Annotated in this window: 14 protein-coding genes; 7 read left to right on the top strand and 7 right to left on the bottom strand. The window is 65.4% G+C overall.

Features of this window, described 5'->3' with window-relative positions; translation table 11 throughout:
- The first annotated feature begins 1 nt into the window (after position 1).
- On the top strand, positions 2-2,356 hold the full coding sequence (locus tag ACUJB0_RS03565; RefSeq protein WP_444844025.1) for a dockerin: 2,355 nt from the start codon (positions 2-4) through the stop codon (positions 2,354-2,356).
- Between the two features lie 61 nt (positions 2,357-2,417).
- On the top strand, positions 2,418-3,017 hold the full coding sequence (locus ACUJB0_RS03560; RefSeq protein WP_444844024.1) for a PEP-CTERM sorting domain-containing protein: 600 nt from the start codon (positions 2,418-2,420) through the stop codon (positions 3,015-3,017).
- 45 nt (positions 3,018-3,062) lie between these two features.
- Here ACUJB0_RS03560 and ACUJB0_RS03555 read toward each other — a convergent pair whose 3' ends face one another.
- Positions 3,063-5,201, bottom strand: a complete 2,139-nt coding sequence (locus tag ACUJB0_RS03555) for a beta-galactosidase (RefSeq protein ID WP_444844023.1) — start codon at positions 5,199-5,201, stop codon at positions 3,063-3,065.
- Positions 5,202-5,711: 510 nt separating this feature from the next.
- On the opposite strand from ACUJB0_RS03555, the gene ACUJB0_RS03550 reads away from it, so the two are divergent.
- Positions 5,712-6,770: a helix-turn-helix domain-containing protein gene (locus ACUJB0_RS03550; RefSeq protein WP_444844022.1), complete on the top strand. Its 1,059-nt coding sequence runs from the start codon at positions 5,712-5,714 to the stop codon at positions 6,768-6,770.
- Between the two features lie 187 nt (positions 6,771-6,957).
- Positions 6,958-8,160 (top strand): XylR family transcriptional regulator, encoded by a 1,203-nt coding sequence (locus ACUJB0_RS03545; protein WP_444844021.1) that lies wholly within the window; start codon positions 6,958-6,960, stop codon positions 8,158-8,160.
- Between the two features lie 15 nt (positions 8,161-8,175).
- On the opposite strand, the gene ACUJB0_RS03540 is transcribed toward ACUJB0_RS03545, so the two are convergent.
- Together ACUJB0_RS03540 and ACUJB0_RS03535 are read right to left on the bottom strand one after the other, a co-directional pair.
- The gene (locus ACUJB0_RS03540) at positions 8,176-9,087 is read right to left on the bottom strand and encodes an amidohydrolase family protein (protein ID WP_444844020.1); all 912 of its coding nucleotides are present in this window, start codon (positions 9,085-9,087) and stop codon (positions 8,176-8,178) included.
- 7 nt (positions 9,088-9,094) lie between these two features.
- Positions 9,095-10,324 (bottom strand): MFS transporter, encoded by a 1,230-nt coding sequence (locus tag ACUJB0_RS03535; protein WP_444844019.1) that lies wholly within the window; start codon positions 10,322-10,324, stop codon positions 9,095-9,097.
- A gap of 154 nt (positions 10,325-10,478) precedes the next feature.
- Between ACUJB0_RS03535 and ACUJB0_RS03530 the strand changes: the two genes are divergently transcribed.
- Complete coding sequence (locus ACUJB0_RS03530; protein WP_444844018.1) at positions 10,479-11,216, top strand: GntR family transcriptional regulator; 738 nt, start codon at positions 10,479-10,481, stop codon at positions 11,214-11,216.
- 8 nt (positions 11,217-11,224) lie between these two features.
- Here ACUJB0_RS03530 and ACUJB0_RS03525 read toward each other — a convergent pair whose 3' ends face one another.
- On the bottom strand, positions 11,225-12,484 hold the full coding sequence (locus ACUJB0_RS03525) for a glycoside hydrolase family 5 protein (RefSeq protein WP_444844017.1): 1,260 nt from the start codon (positions 12,482-12,484) through the stop codon (positions 11,225-11,227).
- Between the two features lie 88 nt (positions 12,485-12,572).
- A complete protein-coding gene (locus ACUJB0_RS03520) occupies positions 12,573-14,198 on the bottom strand; it encodes a sodium:solute symporter family transporter (RefSeq protein ID WP_444844016.1) in 1,626 nt (541 codons plus the stop codon).
- A 280-nt stretch (positions 14,199-14,478) separates the two neighbouring features.
- On the opposite strand from ACUJB0_RS03520, the gene ACUJB0_RS03515 reads away from it, so the two are divergent.
- Complete coding sequence (locus ACUJB0_RS03515; RefSeq protein ID WP_444844015.1) at positions 14,479-16,056, top strand: alpha/beta hydrolase-fold protein; 1,578 nt, start codon at positions 14,479-14,481, stop codon at positions 16,054-16,056.
- A 3-nt stretch (positions 16,057-16,059) separates the two neighbouring features.
- On the opposite strand, the gene ACUJB0_RS03510 is transcribed toward ACUJB0_RS03515, so the two are convergent.
- On the bottom strand, positions 16,060-16,254 hold the full coding sequence (locus ACUJB0_RS03510) for a YqaE/Pmp3 family membrane protein (RefSeq protein ID WP_161089096.1): 195 nt from the start codon (positions 16,252-16,254) through the stop codon (positions 16,060-16,062).
- A 63-nt stretch (positions 16,255-16,317) separates the two neighbouring features.
- On the bottom strand, positions 16,318-16,587 hold the full coding sequence (locus ACUJB0_RS03505; protein ID WP_444844014.1) for a hypothetical protein: 270 nt from the start codon (positions 16,585-16,587) through the stop codon (positions 16,318-16,320).
- A gap of 228 nt (positions 16,588-16,815) precedes the next feature.
- Between ACUJB0_RS03505 and ACUJB0_RS03500 the strand changes: the two genes are divergently transcribed.
- Positions 16,816-18,468 (top strand): alpha-L-fucosidase, encoded by a 1,653-nt coding sequence (locus tag ACUJB0_RS03500; RefSeq protein ID WP_444844013.1) that lies wholly within the window; start codon positions 16,816-16,818, stop codon positions 18,466-18,468.
- Positions 18,469-18,688: the final 220 nt, after the last annotated feature.

The raw sequence follows: 18,688 nt of genomic DNA, 5'->3' as shown, positions 1-18,688 counted from the left end.
TATGAAGAAGAGACACATCGCGGCCGTCACCGGCCTGCTGGCGGCCTTGCTGGCGGCCTGCGGCGGCAGCGGCACCGACAGCGGCAGCACCAAGGCGGGGCAGACGCTGGCCAGCCTCACCACCAGCGGCGTCGCCAAGACGGCGACCCGTTGGGGCGCCGTGAAGTTCGGCGGCGGCGGCTACGTGCCCGGCCTGATTTATCATCCGACCAGCCCCGACGTGCTGTACGCCCGCACCGACATGGGCGGCGCCTACCGCTGGGACGCGGCCACCAAGGCCTGGCTGCCGATCACCGACGGCTTCGGCGCCATCGACGGCTACCACCACGGCAGCGAAACCATGGCGCTCGACCCCAACGACGACCAGCGCGTCTACATGGGCACCGGCATGTACCTGTCGGAAAACGCCGACGCGCGACTGTACATCTCCACCAACCGCGGCGACACCTGGCAATACGTCAAGCTGCCGTTCTCGGCGGGCAGCAACAGCCCGGGCCGCGCCATCGGCGAGCGCCTGATGGTCGACCCGAACAAGCCATCCATCCTGTTCTACGCCACCCGCGCCAGCGGCATGTGGAAGAGCAGCGACTACGGCCAGACCTGGAGCCAGGTCACGTCGCTGTCCACGCACGTGATGACCAAGAGCGAGATCAACGCCATCCAGTCGAACGGCGTGACCGGCTTCGAGCAGGTGATCTTCGACACCAACACCAAGGGCACCGGCAGCGCCACCCAGACCATCTACACGGCCGTCGCCAAGGACTACGCCGACACGGCGGGGCTGAGCTACGCCATGTACAAGACCACCGACGGCGGCGCGACCTGGACCGGCATCGCCACGCCGGCCGACGTGGCCGGCTTCATCGTGCCGCACATGGTGCGCGCCAAGGACGGCATGATGTACGTGGCCTTCACCCAGAGCAACGGCCCCGGCGCCAGCGGCCCGTCGCGCCTGTACAAGTTCGACGGCACCAACTGGACCCTGCTGAAGAAGTATGACGCGCAACAGTGGGTCAACTTCGGCATGGGCGGCTTGTCGGTGTCCGGCAGCGGCGCCAGCACCCGCATCGCGCTGGGCGTGACCAACTCCTGGGGCAACTGGGAAGGACAGCCTGTGATACAGCTGTCGGACGACGCCGGCGCGACCTGGCGCGAGATCGCCTCGACGGCGCCGCACCTGCCCGCCAGCGATGGCTTCTCGGGCTGGACCGACGACGTCGAGATCGACCCGAACAATCCCGAGCACATCCTGCATGTGCACGGCGGCGGCGTGTGGGAAACCCACAACGCGTCGGCGGCCAAGCCGACCTGGACCGATGCGGCGGTCGGCATCGAGGAAACCGCCACCAGCTCGCTGACGGCGCCGCCGCCGGGCGCCAACTACACGCTGCTGCGCAGCGCGGGCGACATCAGCACCTGGGTCCAGACCGAACTGCTCAAGGCGCCGGTGCGCACGTCGAACAGCTTGTTCGGCACCACCTACAGCGCGGACCTGGCGTGGTCCGCTCCGGCCTATATGGCCACCACCGGTTCCCACGGTTGGGGCAGCACCGTGGTCGGCGCCTATTCCGCCGATTCCGGCGTGACCTGGAAAGCGTTCGCGACCAACCATCCGGACGCGCTGGCGAACAACGGCGGTGCGAGCAATCTGATCGTCACCAAGCCGGACAACATCGTCTGGGCGCCGTCCCTGTCGACGCCGGCCTACACGACCGACAGCGGGGCCACCTGGACCTATACCAACCTGCCGGCCCTGGCGCCGATGGGCATCGATCGCGCCTACCGCCTGGCGGCCGACCGCAAGAACCCGAACAAGGTCTATGCCTACAACTCGGGCGGCGCGTGGTGGACGCAATGGTCGGAAACGCCGCACTTCTACACCTCGACCGACGGCGGCCATACCTTCACCGAGAGCAGCACGTTCGCGGCCAATTCGTGGACGGCCGATTTCGGCGCGACCTCGATCGCGGTCAATCCGAACGTGGAAGGCGACGTCTGGGTCACGGACGGCAAGAGCATCCTGCACTCGCTCGATGCGGGCGCGACCTGGACCAAGCTGAGCGCGGCCGCGCCGATCTGGGGACAGTCCCCGTACCAGCCTGACGTGTACGGCGCCACCTCCATCGCGCTGGGCAAGGCGCCGGCCGGCGCCAAGTACTCGGCCTCGGTCTACGTGGTTGGCGTGATCAACAGCGTGTGGGGCGTGTACCGCTCGGATGACGCTGGCGTCACCTGGACCCGCTTCAACGACGACAAGCACCAGTACGGCGGCATCAGCACCCTGGCGGCCGACCAGAACGTGCCGGGACGCCTGTACATCAGCGGCAGCGGCCGTGGTGTGCTGTTCAGCTACTAAACCCTTGGGGCCCGGCGCTTCCGCAAGCGCCGGGCCCGGCAATGCATAATTGGAGAAAACAATGAATCGCATGAAATTGAACAAGCTGGTTGGCGCCCTGGTCCTGGGCGCGGGCCTGAGCACGCTGGCCGGCAGCGCGGGCGCGGCCGTGCTGACCTTTGACGGTATCGCCGAGCTGGTCATGTACGGGAACACCGGCGAGCTGCCGGCCAACATGAGCTACAGCGGCAACAACCTGGTCTACGAGGAGGCCGGCTTCCTGCTGACCTTGGTCGCGCCGAACGCCGCGTCCGGCATGGCGCACATCGGCGACGGCACCTTCGAGCCGCAGACCTACAACTGGCACGACGGCATCGAGAACGGGACGGACACCTACGTGACCCTGACCCGCAAGGGCGGCGGCAAATTCAGCCTGGCCGGCTTCGACTACAACCTTGACGCCAGCACCTTGTCGGCCGACGGCAAGCAGATCGGCATGCTGCAAGGGGAGGGCAGCTGGAACATGGCGCAGAACGGGATCAGCGAATTGCGCCTGAGCTCGGGCGCCTACAACCAGCTCGACAACATCAATGTCAGCGCCGTGCCGGAACCGGACACGTATGCGATGCTGGGCGCGGGCCTGGGCCTGCTGGCCTTCCTGCGCCGCCGTAAAAAGGCTTGATGAATAGCCCCGCGCCGGTGCAATGCCGGCGCGGGGCGGCCGCGTTTATTTCGCGGTATCGGAACGGGCGGCCTGGCCGTCTTCCTCGACGATGGCCAGTTCCCACGGACCCAGCGTCATCGCCTCGTCCGGCTTCACGTGGCGCGCACTCAGCAGGTCGACGCCGGCCTGGTGACGGTAATTGAAATTGACCGCCGTGCCGGAATAGTTGAAGTAGTAGCGCACCGCGCGGCCGAAGCCGTTGACGCCCGAGCGCTCATGCACATGGTCCGGCAACTGCCGCTCCGGCGTCACCATTCCCAGCTCCTGCAGCGACGACAGCAGCACCGCCTTCTGCAATTTATCCGACAGATAGGTGCCCTCGTAGACCACCTTGCCGGAACCGTACTGGTTGGCCGTGATGGCGGGCCAGCGGCCGAAGAACGGATGGTCGTACCACGCCAGCGCCTTGGCCGTGTCCAGCTGCAGGAACTCGGCCCAATGCCGCACCTGGTTGTCGGCGCCGGTCTGGAAGGGATCGCCCTTCAGGGCCAGCGGCTGCGCCAGGTTGGAGAATTCCTGGTAGTGGAAGCCGAGCGCCTCGCGCAGCGGGCCGGGCGCCATGGTCCAGCGCACGGCGGCGTTCTCGTTGGCGAAGCCGCTCTTGAAGGTCATCACCACGCGGCCGCCCTTGCGCACATACTCGGAGATGCGCTTGAGCAGGGCCTCGTCCGCCACGTACAGCGACGGCACGATCAGCAGCTTGTAGCCCGAGAAGTCCTGCGTGTCCGCGAACACGAAGTCGGTGCCGACGTTCAGGTCGTACAGCGCGCGGTGCATCTGGCGCACCAGCCCGCCGTAGTCGGCCTTGGTGCCGCCGCCGCCCCACTGGCTGTCCTTGGCGAAGGGCATGTCGTTGAGGGCGTTGAGCGAATCGCGGCTCCACAAAATGGCCACGTCGTTGTGCAGCTTCAGGTTGACCAGGCGCGGGCCGATCTTCCGCAGCTCGCGGCCGGTGCGGCTCATCTCGGCGTAGGCGCGGTTCGGTTCAAGGTCGTGCGACAGCACGCCTTTCCAGTAGGTCTCCTGGTTGGCGTGGATCGAGGCCCAGTGCCAGTACTCGACCATGTTGGCGCCGTTGGACAGGTGGGTGTAGACGTCCTCGCGGAACTGGCCGTCGTACGGCGGATACTGGAACGACGAGGACCAGTCGGTGCTCTGGGCGTTGGTCTCGGTGACCAGGAAGTTGTTGCGCTTGAGCGAGCGGATGAAGTCCGCCTGCAGCGTCTGGTCGGCACCGTTGTACCACTCGCTCGAGCCCCAGTGGTAGATGTTGACGGCCGGCGTGTCGAGCGCGCGCGCCACCTCCTGCTCGTTGACGTCGGCGTGCATGGCGCCGGCGAAGTCGTGCGTGACGAACTGGCGCGGCGACGCGCATTCGCGGATCAGCGCGGCCTGCCAGGTGAGGAAGTCGGTGACGCGCATCTGGCTCCAGCGCGTCCATTCCAGTTTGTAGCCGGTGCTCTGCGCGCCGTCCGGGCGCGGCAGGTCGGTCCAGCTGTGCAGGTCCTGGCCCCAGTAGTTCAGGAACCAGGCCTTGCTGAGGTTTTCCGGCGTGCCGAATTTCTTTTCCAGATAGTGCTGGAAGCGGATGAAGACGTCGTCGTTGGCGGCGCCGTAGCTGCCGGTCTCGTTGTCGACCTGCCAGCCGATGACGTTGGGATTGTCCTTGTAGCGCGCGGCGATCTTGCGGATCAGGCGTTCGGCGTAGAAGCGGTAGGCGGCCGAGTCGGTGTTCATGTTCTGGCGCATGCCGTAGGTGTTCTGCGCGCCGTTGAACTTGCGGGCCAGGATTTCGGGATTCTGGCGCGCCATCCAGGCCGGGATCGAGTAGGTCGGCGTGCCCATGATGACCTTGATGCCGGCCTTGCCCATGGCGTCGATCACGCGGTCCATCCACGCGTATTCGAAGCGGCCGTCCTCCGGCTCCCACAGGCTCCAGGTCGATTCGCCCAGGCGCACCACGTTGAAGCCGGCCTCCTTCATCATCTGCACGTCCTTGTCGAGCCGCTCATAGGGCATGTACTCGTGGTAGTAGGCGGCGCCGTACAGGACGGTGGGGAAGGGCGGCGGCGCGGTGGCCGGCGCGCAGGCGGCGGCGGTCGCGTACGACAGCGCCAGCGAGAGCAGGGTTCGTTTTAGCATACTAAGTCTCCATGATAGTTAGCAAGCCATTGTGGAGACTCGCGGCACGGCCGCGCAATTACGAAAATTGCCAATGGACTCAATGATTTATTGTTACCTGTCGGCCGCTGCGCAATTTCACTCTCGTGTTGGTGGTTTTAACAATTGCGGCGGGCGGACGCAACTCCCACAATGTATCTCAAGGACTGCGAGGAGGCGCCGCGATGCCGGGCGCGCCGGGCAGTCCCCGTTTAGTGCTCTCCAACTACCTCTCCGGTAGTATTTTCGGGCGGCTCAGGCCGCCCGTTTTTTTTTGGGAGTGTTGCCATCCAGCCGTGCTCGCATTGCCAGATGATCAGTGGCCGGGTAACATCGCGTACCGGCAGCCAGCGTTTCGTGCGCGACAGTCATCTTCTCTGATCCAGGCTTTCAATGCATGAATTTTATAAAAGGGCACTAGTCGGGTGCTTTGGCCTTATCGCGGCGTGCGTCCTTCTCGGCTACATTTGCGTTAAACAGAGTTATTTGCAGGTGCCCCTGCTGCCCGCGGCCGACAGCCCGCTGGCATGGAAAGGCGAGCAGAGCTGGGACACCCGCCCCGGCGGCAAGGCCACCATGCACCTGTACGAGGCCGCGCAGCGGCTGCGGTTCGACTTCCGCCTCGCCAAAACGGACGAGGGCTTCGCCGGCGCCGAGCTCAATTTCATGGACAGCAAGGGACAGCCGGTCCACCTCGACCTGTCGCGTTATTCGTCGATTTCGCTGCTGGTGAAATGCTCGCCGGCCAATACGCTGGTGCTTGGTATGCCGACCTTTGTCGGCAAGCGCCCCGACCAGCAGGACTTCCTGAGCTACCGCACCCCCTTGTCCTATTTTTCCTGCGACGAGAACGAATCACGTATCGAGCTGGACCTGACGCGCCTGGAAACGCCGCAATGGTGGTTTTTGCTGGCGCAACAAGCCTTGTCGAAGCATGCTTATAAACTCGACAAGGTGCCCAAGATCGTCATCGGGAGCACGCCGCAGAGTCCGCGCGAGGTCAACCTGGAGGTGCAGATCCGCGAGCTGAACCTGAAAGGCCGCGACCGCAGCTACCTGGTGCTGTTCGGGGTGTTGCTGATCGTGGTCTGGAGCGGCTTCGGCGTGTGGTTCTTCAGGCAACACGCGCAGGCGGTGATCGGCGATGTCAAAGTCAAGCTGCAAAAGGATATGCCATTCGTTGCATATCAGCAACTCTCGCTGGAGCCGCACCGCGACAAGGAAAAGACGTCCATCCTGCAATTCATCGCCAGCCACTACGCCGAGGCGGAGCTGGACCTGGACCGGGTGGTCGAGGAAACCGGCGTCAACCGGAACAAGGTGTACGAGATCCTCAAGACCGAGTTCGGCTACACCTTCAGTGGCTATTTAAATAAGCTGCGGCTGACCGAGGCGGCGCGGCTGCTGGCCGAGAAAGACACCGCAACGGTGGCGGAAATCGCCTATCTGGTCGGCTACGCCAACGTTTCCTATTTCAACAAGCTGTTCAAGGAGGAATACGGCTGCACGCCCAAGGCCTTCCGCAGCGCCTGCCCGGTCGCCGAAGCCTAACAATATCGTCATTAATTCTTCAACTTCCTTCGTTTTGCTAGGAATTTCCCACTGAGCTCTACCTGCCGCAGTGGGGAAATTTCTATTCTCTACGCAACGCTCCGGCAAAGCCGAGAGGGTACGTTGCACAGAAAAATAACGAAGGAGGAGACTATGACCTGGACACCAATGAAGGCGCCGGCGTGATATGGGCGCGACGAAAGCATACCGGATCGCACTGCTGTTCAACGCCAACAAAACATTTGACAGGGAGGTATTGGGAGGCATCGCCGACTATCTGGGCAGCACGCGGGTAGCCTGGGAAGTTTTTCTGGAGGAAGACTTTTGCCTGCGGCTGGCCGGCATCGGCAACTGGCAGGGGGACGGCATCATTGCCGACTTCGACGACCCGGACGTGGCGGCGGCGTTAGCCGATTGTCAACTTCCGGTGGTGGCGGTGGGCGGCTCCTACGCCGCCGAGGACCAATATCCGCCCAATGTGCCCTATGTGGCCACCGACAATTTCCAACTGGTCAAGCAGGCCCGCGAGCACCTGATCGACGTCGGCCTGCAGCGCTTCGCCATGTTCAGCCTGCCCGAGGCGCCCGAGAACCGCTGGGCCCAGGAGCGCGAACACGCGTTCCGCCGGCTGATGTGGAACGACCGCAGCGAAGCCGAGGTCTTCCGCGGCTGCGCGACCGCCCCGTGTTCCTGGGACGAGGCGCTGCAAGGCCAGGTCGAATGGCTGCGCAGCCTGCCCAAGCCGATCGGCATCATCGCCGTGACCGACGCCCGCGCCCGCCAGCTGCTGCAGGCCTGCAGCATGGCCGGCATCGCCGTGCCAGGGGAGGTGGCGCTGGTCGGCATCGACAACGACCCGCTGGTGCGCCTGCTCACGCCCATCCCGCTGACCTCGGTCATGCACGGCGCGCGCGAGATGGGGCGCACGGCCGCGCATCTGCTGAGCCAGAAGCTGCACCGGGTGCGGGTGGCCAACGCGCCGGTGCTGGTGCCGCCGGCCGGCATCAAGGTGCTGGCATCCAGCCTGCACCAGCCGGCCGGGCATCCGCTGGTGATGCGGGCCTGCTACTACATCCGCCAGCATGCCTGCGAAAGCCTCAAGAGCCACCAGGTGGCGATGTACCTGGGCGTGTCGCGTTCCTCGCTGGAGGCGTATTTCCGGCAGGAGCTGGGGTGCAGCGTGCACGACGTGGTGCTGCGCTACAAGCTGGAGGCGGCCAAGGCCGGCCTGGACAGCGGCGAGCGCAGCATCGCCGAGGTGGCGCTGGGCTGCGGTTTCGGCTCGACCCAGTACATGCACCTGGTGTTCAAACGGGAGCTGGGCTGCACGCCGCGCGCCTACCGCGACCGCGACTTCGAGGTGCCGGAGCTGTTGTCCGCCAACGGCTAGCGGACCCGTCCGGCTTCAGGCCCGGCGCGGCGTGAAGCCGAACAGGGCCGCCGGTGTATCCCACAGCGCGCGCTGGCGCTCGCCGTCGTCGGGCAGCCACTCGTTCAGCAGCGCCCGTTGCCGGGCGTGGCTGGTGGCGGTCTCGAACAAGGTGTGCGGCCAGTCGCTGCCCCACATCAGGCGGTCCGTGCCCAGGTGTGCGCGCAGCAGCGGCAACGCTTGCCTCGCGACGGCCTCGCCGCGTCCGCCGGCGCCGTTGCGGTACGCACCCGACAGCTTGACCCACAGGCGCCGCGACGCGCCCTGCGCCAGCAGGTAGCGGTAGCCGGGATCGTCGACGCCGAGCGCCGGATCGGGACGGCCGAAATGGTCCACCACCACGTTGACGCCGGCATCCAGCAGCGGCGCCAGCAGCGGCGGCAGTTCGCGCGCCAGCTGGTGCACCTCGACCTGCATGCCGCGCTGTTGCAGCCGCGGCAGCAGCCGGCGCCAGGCCGGGTCGCTGAAGTCGGGCGCGGCCAGGCCCACCTGGTTGAGCCGGATACCGGCCACGCCGGCCTGCTGCAGCGCGTCGAGCTGCTCGTCGGCGATGCCGGGCTGGACGACGGCGATGCCGCGCAGGCGCTGCGGATGGCGGCCCAACACATCCAGCAGGTAGCTGTTGTCGGTGCCGAGAAAGCTCGGCTGCACGATGACGCCGTGGGTGACGGCGCTGGCGTCGAACAGCGCGAGCAGCTGCTCCGGCGTGGCGTCGTAGCCGGAGGGCGCGCGCCGCCGGTCCGGCATGGGCAGCGTGCGCAGGAAGACGTGGGTGTGGCTGTCGATGGCGTTCATGGCGGTCGAAGGTTTGATGGTGGAGCAGGCGGCGAGGGGGCCGAGGCCGGCAAGCCCGGCCAGGGCGCACTGAAACTGGCGGCGGTTCATCATCCGCCCCTCATGCCGGCACGCCGTCGAGCCGGCGGCCGCGTGTCTCGGGCAGCAGTAGCACCGTCGCTACCACCAGGCCGTAGGCGATGGCGGCGTCGATGCCGATCGCCTGGCCGAGCGGCATCGACTTGCTCATGTAGCCGACCAGCACCGGAAAGCCGGCCGAGGCGATGCGGCCAAAGTTGTAGCAGAAGCCGACGCCGGCGCCGCGAATGTGGGCCGGGAACAGCTCGTTGAACAGCGCGCCCAGGCTGGCCGGTATGCCGGCGGCGAAAAAGCCCAGCGGGAAGCCCAGCACCAGCATCTCGGTGTTGGTCAGCGGGATCATCAGGTAGACCAGCACCGTGACGGTCGAACAGACGGCGAACAGGGCGACGTTGCGGCGGCGGCCGATGCGGTCCAGCAGTTGCGCGCTGGCGATGCAGCCGAACCAGAAGGCGACGATGATCACCGCCAGGTAGCCGCCCGTGCTGAGCACGGAGAGCTGGCGTTCGGTCTTGAGGTAGGTGGGCAGCCAGGTCATCAGCGCATAATAGCCGCCGTGCGCGCCCATGCCCAGCAGGCTGCCCAGCAGGGTGGTCTTGAGCAGCCCCGGCGCGAAGATGCCGGCCAGCGGCACGCCGGCGGCGGCAGGCGCGGGCGCGCGGCGCGCCGGTTCGGGGATGGAGCGCCGCACATAGACCACCAGCAGGGCCGGCAGCAGGCCGACGCCAAACATCACGCGCCAAGCCATGTCCGGCGTCAGCCAAGAGAACAGGGCGGTGTAGACGATCACCGCCGCGCCCCAGCCGACCGCCCACGCGCTCTGCACCGTGCCCATGGCCTTGCCGCGATGCTCGTCGCGCACGGTTTCCGCCATCAGCACCGCGCCGGCCGCCCACTCGCCGCCGAAGCCGAAGCCTTGCAGCGCCTTGAGCACCAGCAGCTGCGGAAAGGTCTGGGCGAACGAGCACAGGAAGGTGAACAGCGAGAACCACAGGATCGTCAGTTGCAGCGTGCGCACCCGGCCCAGGCGGTCGGACACCGCGCCGCACAGCCAGCCGCCCAGCGCCGACGAGACCAGCGTGACGCCGCTGATCAGGCCGGCTTCGGTCTTGTCCAGGCCGAACGCGGCGATCAGCGCGGGGATGGCGAGCGTGAACATCTGCACGTCCAGGGCGTCCAGCCCCCAGCCGCTAAAACAGGCCCAGAACGTCTTGCGCTCCAGCCCGGACACCTGGCGATACCAGCTAAACATGATTGTCTCCTTGGTTATATTCATTTAAACATCTATATGTTTGGATGAATCTTAGGGCTGGCTGGGCCGGATGTCAACCGGAATCGGCGTGGACGTCCGTTCGATATCAGGCTAAAGTATGGTTGTCATTATCTCCAGTCATATATAGCACCCCATGAATACCATCAAGCCGCACATCGATGACCGCCTGCCCCTCTACCAGCGCCTGCGCGACGACATGGTGGAGCGGATCACGCGCCGCGAATGGCAGGTCGGGGTGCCGATCCCGACCGAGACCGAGCTGACCAAGCTGTATGGTGTGGCGATCGGAACGGTGCGCAAGGCGGTCGAGACGCTGGTGGCCGATGGCCTGCTGGAACGCGCGCAGGGGCGGGGGACTTTCGTGCGGCGGCCGAAGTTCGACGCCTCGCTGTTCCGCTTCTTCCGCCACCAGATCGACGGCGCGCCGGGGCAGGTGCCGCAGGGGCGTATCCTGGCGCGCGCGCTGGCGGTGCCGCCGCCCGCCGTGGCCGCCGCGCTGGGGCTGGCGAAATCGGCGCAGGCGATCCGCCTCGACCGTCTGCGTCTGCTCGACGGCAAGGCCGTGCTGACCGAGGAGATCTGGCTGCCGCGCGCGCCGTTCGCCGCCTTGCTCAAGCTCGAGCTGGAGCAGTTTGGCGACTTGCTGTATCCCTTGTATGAAGAGCGCTGCGGCATCGTGATCGCCTCGGCGCAGGAGACGCTGACCGTTGACGCGGCCAGCGCCCGCGATGCCGCGGCGCTGCCGGTCAAGGCTGGCCAGCCGGTGGTGGTGATCGACCGGCTGGCTTTCGGCTACGACCGTCAGCCGCTGGAATGGCGCCGCTCGCGCGGTCCGGCCAGCGGCTTCCGCTACCAGATCGAGATCCGCTAGCGGCGGGGTCAGAGACCCAGGCCGTTTCCGCCGCGGATCAATGCGCTGAGCGATTGCTGGTCAACCACGGTGTTGTTCCAGCGGTTGAAGATCGCCCAGCCGTTGTTGCCCGTCGCCCCATTGTCCCAATAGAACGGCATCATGCCGTTGGCCACCGCCTGCCGGCTGGCGTAGTTGAGGAAGTAGGCGCGCGAGTTCAGGTGCAGCTGCAGGTTGCTGCCGGTCAGGCCGCTGCGCCGCATCGCCCCGAATTCCCCGATCACCACCGGTATGCCCTGGTTGACGAACTTGGTCTTCATCTTGCCGTAGTAGGCGTTCAGGTCGGCTTCCTCGCCCCAGGTGGCGTTGTGGGCCGTGTCGGTGGTCGAGTGATAGGCGCCGCCCCAGTAGAAGAACTGGTTGCCCCAGCTCTGGTCGGCATCCATCAGCGTGAACTGATACGGCGTGTAGTAATGGACCTCGGCCATCATGCGGCGCTGCACACTGTCGCTGGGCATGGTGTTCATCAGGTTGTAGGTGGTGTCGATGTCCGTCTTCGGACCTTGCACCACCAGCGTCCGGTAGGCGTTCCTGCCGCCGGTCGAGCGCACCGCGTTGATGAAGGTCTGGTGGTAGGACAGCAGGATGGCCATTTGCGTGGCGTCGCCGGCCGGCGGTTCATTGGCGCTGGCGAAGATCAGGTGTTCGTCGAAACCGCGCAGCGCGGTGGCGATCTGTTCCCAATACGCCTTCTGCTTGGCGTTCACCGAGGCTTGCGCGGAGGCGTTGATGTTGTTGTCGAGCCAGCCGCCGTCCCAGTGGATGTTGACGATGACGTACAGGCCGTTGTCGACGCAATACTGCACCACCTGCTTGACGCGGGCCAGCCAGGCGTCGCTGATCTTGGCCGTCGTCTGGTTGGCGTACTGGTCCCAGGAAGTGGGCAGGCGCACGGCGGTGAAGCCGCTTTGCTTGATCAGCTGGATCTGCTGCAGCGAGATCGCCGGGTTGCCCCAGTTGGTCTCGCCGCCGATCGCTTCGAGCGTGTTTCCGATGTTGTAGCCGGCCTTGATGCGGGTGGCTAGCGTGACCGCGTCGCTGGACATGCCGCTCAGGTCGGGAGGTTGCGGGCTGGTGTTGTAGCTGGGGTAGCTGGCGGCTTGCCTGCCGCTTAGTTGCATGAGGCCGGCTTGCTTGTCGCCGGCGCCCGCGGTATCGGACGCGCCACCGCCGCAACCGGCGGCGGTCAGCGCCAGAAAGAAGGTGCTCAGGATGGTGTTTGTTCTCAAGACATATCTCCTTAAATTTAAGTGTTATGTTTGTGTTTCAAGAACAGGCATTGCACAGACTGGGCGGGCACCTCCTTTCACATAGGGATTACCACCAGGCGGTGTAGATGGTTGCCAGCAGCACGCAGATCACGGCCGAGCCGAAGGCGAAGGCGCCGTCGACGCGGAACAGGCCGTGGTCGATTTGCAGGTGGCGGGTGTTGGCGTCGCGGCGCGCTTCGGCCATCTTGCTGATCACGACCATGCCGGCCACCACGAACCAGAACACGATGAACATGCGGTCGAGGAAGGGGATCTCGAACACGCCGCTGCCGTTGTCCTTGGAGAAGCCGATCGGCGCCAGGAAGGACAGGTCCATCATCGTCGGCAGGAACTTCAGCACGATCGAGCCGGCCAGGCCGCCCAGCGTGGCGAACATGGCGGCGCCGGAGGTGGTTTTCTTCCAGAAGAAGCCCAGCAGGAACATGGCCAGGATGCCAGGCGAGACGAAGCCGGTGTATTCCTGGATGTACTGGAAGCCGCCTTTTTTGTCGATGCCCAGCATCGGCGCGATCAGCACGGCCAGGGCCATGGCCACGACCACGCTCACGCGGCCGATCCACACCATGCGCTGCTCGCTGGCGGTTTTGTTGAAGGCCTTCTTGTAGATGTCCAGCGTGAAGATGGTGGCGATACTATTGGCCTTGCCGGCCAGCGAAGCGACCACGGCGGCGGTCAGGGCGGCAAACGCGATGCCCTTCAGGCCCGAAGGCAGCAGACCCAGCAGGATAGGGTAGGCGCGGTCCGGATTGACTTCACCGCCGACCTTCATGGCGTCGCCTAGCGCGCCGGACTTGTCCAGCGCATAGGCCGCGATACCTGGCAGCACCACGATGACCGGCATCAGCAGCTTCAGGAAGGCCGCGAACAGCAGGCCCTTGCGGGCGGTCGGCAGGTCGGCGCCCAGTGCGCGTTGGGTGATGTACTGGTTGCAGCCCCAGTAGTTCAGGTTGACGATCCACATGCCACCCAGCAGGACCGACAGGCCTGGCAGGTCCATGTAGTTAGGATTGTCGCGCTTGAGGACCATGTCGAAGTGGCCGCGGGCGTGGTTGTACAGCTCGGAGAAGCCTTGCAGCGCGCCGTGCTTGCTGCCCAGCGCGGCGACCATGTCGAGCGCCAGCCAGGTCGTGACCAGGCCGCCGACCACCAGGCAGGTGACCTGCACCACGTCGGTGTAGCCGATGACCTTCATGCCGCCCAGCGTGATGATGGCGGCGAACACGGCCAGGAACAGCATGCAAGGCAGCAGGGCGATGCCGGACAGGCTGCTGATCGCCAGCGCGCCCAGGTACAGGATCGAGGTCAGGTTGACCACGACGTACAGACCCAGCCAGAACAGCGCCATGGTGGTGGCGACCGCCTTGCCGTAGCGTTGTTCGAGGAACTGGGGCATCGTGTAGATGCGGTTCTTCAAATAGACCGGCATGAAGAACACGGCCACGATGACCAGCGTGGCGGCGGCCATCAGCTCATACACGGCCACCGCCATGCCGATGCGGAAGCCCGAGCCGCTCATGCCGATGAACTGCTCGGCCGAGATGTTGGAGGCGATCAGCGAAGCGCCGATGGCCCACCAGGTCAGCGAGCCTTCGGCCAGGAAATAGTCATGCGAGGCGAGGCCGGAGCCGGCCTGCTTGCGCCGGTAGACCCAGATGCCATAGCCAGCGACCATGACAAAGTAAACGAGGAAAACAATGGTATCTAGTGCCGAGAAAGTATTCATTAAGAAGTCGGTAGGAAGATTAAGTCTCAAATGCGGAAGTCGCGCTGAAGTCGCTGTCCGTCGTGTCCGGGCGTGGCCGGAAGTTACTGGCGCTTATTGTGCCGGGTAACTTTGCCGCTGTGGCGCGGTTGACAAGAAACACTGTCCACATTGGTGATTTTCATAATTGATACGGCGCGGCGCGGGTTGCAAAATCGCTGCACCCACCGAATCGAAAAGGAAGCTCCCCATGCCCAGCCGCCTGGCCCTGTTGTTGATGACCGCCTTGACCGTCCACGGCGCCATCGCCGCCGATGCGCCCGCAACGCAATCCGTGCAGCCATGCGCCGTGACGGCGGCGCCGCGCAAAGTCGAGTACCCGTGGATGTCGATCGAGCGCTGGCGCGGCATGCACGCGGAACAGGTGGCGCGCGCCACCAAGGGCGATGTCGATGTGATGTTCCTCGGCGATTCGATCACCGAGATGTGGTCCAAGCCGGTGTGGGACGCCAACTTCGGCCAGCTCAAGGCGGCCAACTTCGGCATCGGCGGCGATCACACCGGCAACGTGCTGTGGCGCCTGCAGGACCCGGCCATCGCGCGCCTGCAGCCGAAGCTGGTGGTGCTGCTGATCGGCGTGAACAACCTCAATCTGTGCGGCGAAACGCCGGAGCAGGTGTTCAGCGGCATCCAGGCTGTGGTCGGGCGGTTGCGCGCGCAGTACCCGGCCGCGCGCATCCTGCTCAACGCCGTGCTGCCGTCCGGCGCCAAGCCCGATGAGCCGGTGCGCCAACGCATCATCGCGCTCGACAAGATGGTGGCGACGCTGGACGACGGCCAGCACGTCTTCTTCCACGATTATGGCGCGCACTTCATCGGCGCCGACGGCACGCTGTCGGCCGAGAACCAGCCGGACTTCCTGCATCTGTCAGAAAAGGGCTACCGGATCTGGGCCGCCGCGATGCTGCCCGACATCGAGCGTCTGCTCAACCAGCCGCGCCCGGCCCAGCCGGTGGTGCTGGCAGCCGACGACGTGCGTGCCTTCCCAGCCGCGCCGGCCGGCTTCGACCAGGTGCGGGCCGGTGTGGCGCAGGGACGGATCGAGGAATTCAGCTACGACTCCAGCATCACCGGCACGCGGCGCAAGGCCAACGTCTACCTGCCGGCCGGCTACACGGCGCAGCGGCGCTATCCGGTGCTGTACCTGTTGCACGGCATCGGCGGCAATCACCACGAATGGTCCGGCTACGTGCACGCGCAGGCCATCCTCGACAACCTGATCGCCGACGGCAAGGCGGTGCCGATGATCGTCGTCATGCCCAACGGCCGCGCGCTGGCCGACGACCGTCCGCCGCCGGGCGACCGCACCTTCACGCCGGCGCACATCGCCGGTTTCACGGCGTTCGAGCGCGAGCTGCCGGAGGTGCTGGTGCCGGCCATCGACGCCAAGTACCCGACCCTGGGCGGCGGGGCGCAGCGGGCGATTGCAGGGTTGTCGATGGGCGGCGGCCAGTCGCTGAACATCGGACTGGGCCATCCCGAAATCTTTGGCTGGGTCGGCGCCTTCTCTGCGGCGCCCAACTTGAAGGCGGCGGCAGAGCTGCTGCCTGAGAGCGGACATGGCCAGCCACGGCTGCTGTACCTATCCTGCGGCAACCGGGACGGGCTGATCGCCGGTTCCCAAACCTTGCACCGCTACCTGAAGGAGCACAGCATCGCGCACATCTGGAACGTGGACGAGCATGCGCATGACCGCGAGACTTGGGCGGACAACCTGTACCACTACGCGCAGCTCATCTTCCGCCCGGCCGGCCCCGGCGCCAGCTAAAGCCTAGCCTCGGCGTCCGAGCGCTTGTTCGATTTTCTGGTCGGTCTTAAATTGGCTCAAAGAATAGACCGCCCAGATCGTCGCGGGCAGCCACCCGATGAGTGTCAGTTGCAGAATCAGGCAAATGATTCCGGCCATCGGACGGCCGATGGTGAAGAAGGTCAGCCACGGGAGGATCAGGGCAATGATAAGACGCATGCGTTTTCTCTTTCAGTGCCCCGGATGCGCGAGGCGCCGCTCTGGCTTATGCCAAGTCCAGTTTTACTTCGCGGGAGCCTGTTGAGGATTCTGCTGGGCCTGTTGGGCTTGCTGCGCCTTCCTGGCGTCAGCCTCCGCCTTCTCTTTTTTCGCCTTCTCCTTGGCCATATGACGGCCAACCAGGCAACCTCCGACTGCTCCCGCAACCGCATGATGTCCGGCGACGTGGCCGACAACCGCACCTGCCGCCGCGCCTTTAACGCAGCCGGCGGCAGACGCGCCGCCGCTTACCATCATCATTCCAATCAACAGCAATACGAAATGGTTCTTCATGGTATCCCTCCTGTAATCTGGTTCGATAGCGACCAGTTCATCGCTATTGTGCCACTTTCGCTAGCCGTACGTTGATCTGTGTAGGGCGCCATGTCAACGGCTCCGGACGGGGCGCCGGTCTGGATTGCCTGATTTTATGAGCCGCAATGGTGGATTTCATAATTGCGCCTCCCGGCGCTTGCTCGGACAATGCGCGCAGGACTTCCCGAATTCACGATGGAACCAAAAATGAAGAGACGAGAACTATTGCGGCACCTGGGCGCGGCCATTCCGGCGTTGGCGCTTTCACCCTTTACCTTTGCAGCCCAGGCGGCGCCGTTCGGCGGCCATGAGAAGATGGCCACAGGCCCCTTCACGGCGGACTGGGATTCGCTGGCGGCCTACCAGACCCCGGACTGGTTCCGCAACGCCAAGTTCGGCATCTGGGCGCACTGGGGCCCTCAGTGCGAAGCGGAGCACGGCGACTGGTACGCGCGCGGCCTGTACGAGGAGGGCAGCGACCACTACCGCTACCACGTGGAGAAGTATGGCCACCCGTCCAAGGTCGGCTTCAAGGACGTGATCCACCAATGGAAGGCCGAGCGCTGGGATCCCGACGCCCTGGTCTCGCTGTACAAGAAGGCCGGCGCGAAATACTTCGTGGCCCTGGCCAACCACCACGACAACCTGGACCTGTACGCCAGCAAGTACCAACCGCAGTGGAACTCGACCAAGGTCGGCCCGAAGAAGGACCTGATCGGCGGCTGGGCCAAGGCGGCCCGCAAGCAGGGGCTGCGCTTCGGCGTCAGCGTGCACGCGGCCCACGCATGGACCTGGTACGAGACGTCGCAGGGCGCCGACAAGACCGGCCCCTACGCGGGCGTGCCCTACGATGGCCACCTGACCAAGGCCGATGGCAAGGGCAAGTGGTGGGATGGCCTCGATCCGCAGGCGCTGTACGCGCAGAACCATCCGCTGAGCAAGAACGGCGGCGGGAGTGTGGTCGGCGACCAGTGGCACTGGGGCGGCGGCGCGTCCACCCCCGACCAGGCCTATTGCGAGAAGTTCTACGACCGCACCATGGAGCTGATCAACAACTACGACCCCGACCTGGTCTACTTCGACGATACCGTGCTGCCGCTGCACCCGGTCAGCGACGTCGGCCTGCGCCTGGCCGCGCATATGTACAACCGCAGCATCGCGAAGAAGGGCAAGCTGGAGGCCGTGGTCAACGGCAAGATCCTCAGTGAGCAGCAGCGCAAGACCATGGTGTGGGACATCGAGCGCGGCCAGAGCAACGCCATCGAGCCGCTGCCGTGGCAGACCTGCACCTGCATCGGCAGCTGGCACTACGACCGCCGCGTGTACGACAGCAAGTCGTACAAGAGCGCGCAAACGGTGGTGCACACGCTGATCGACGTGGTCAGCAAGAACGGCAACCTGCTGCTCAGCGTGCCCGTGCGCGGCAACGGCACCATCGATCCGCTGGAGCGCGACATCGTCGAGGAAATCGGCCGCTGGATGGCGGTCAGCAGCGAGGGCATTTACGACAGCCGTCCGTGGGCGGTGTTCGGCGAGGGGCCGGTGATGGAGGAGGCCGCGGCGCCGATGTCGGGCCCGGGCTTCAACGAGGGCAAGAACAAGCCGTTCTCGGCGGCGGACGTGCGCTTCACCGCCAAGGGCGACGCGGTGTACGCCTTCGTCATGGGCTGGCCGGCCGACGGCAAGGTGACGATCAAGTCCATGCGCGCCGGCAGTCCGCACCTGAAGCGGGGCATCGCGAAGGTCGAGCTGGTGGGCGGCCAGGCGCTGGCCTTCGAGCAGGCGGCCGACGGCCTGCGGGTGACGCTGCCCGCCGCGGCCCCGGCGCTGCCTTACGCCTTCGCGCTGCGGATCGTCTAGTTTCCAGCCGTCCGCGCGTGGTGTTCAAGCATGGCTCCTTCGGGAGCCATGTTTCGTTTGGGCCCCGGTTGTGCCGATTTCGTTCGTTTCCAGTGTCAAGACTGCCAAGACGCGCCCATCCGGGCCACGTAAGCTCTGTTGCGATTCGATAGCCTCGTTGAGAAAGCGATCGAAGCAAACCGGCAGTTTGATTATTACGATCCCGCACGCTCGATGTGGG

Origin of the sequence: Duganella caerulea, assembly GCF_040362985.1 — a bacterium.
GTDB lineage: Bacteria > Pseudomonadota > Gammaproteobacteria > Burkholderiales > Burkholderiaceae_D > Rugamonas > Rugamonas vulcania.
Note: the sequence above shows the minus strand (reverse complement) of the source record. Positions and strands in the feature narration are given on the sequence as shown.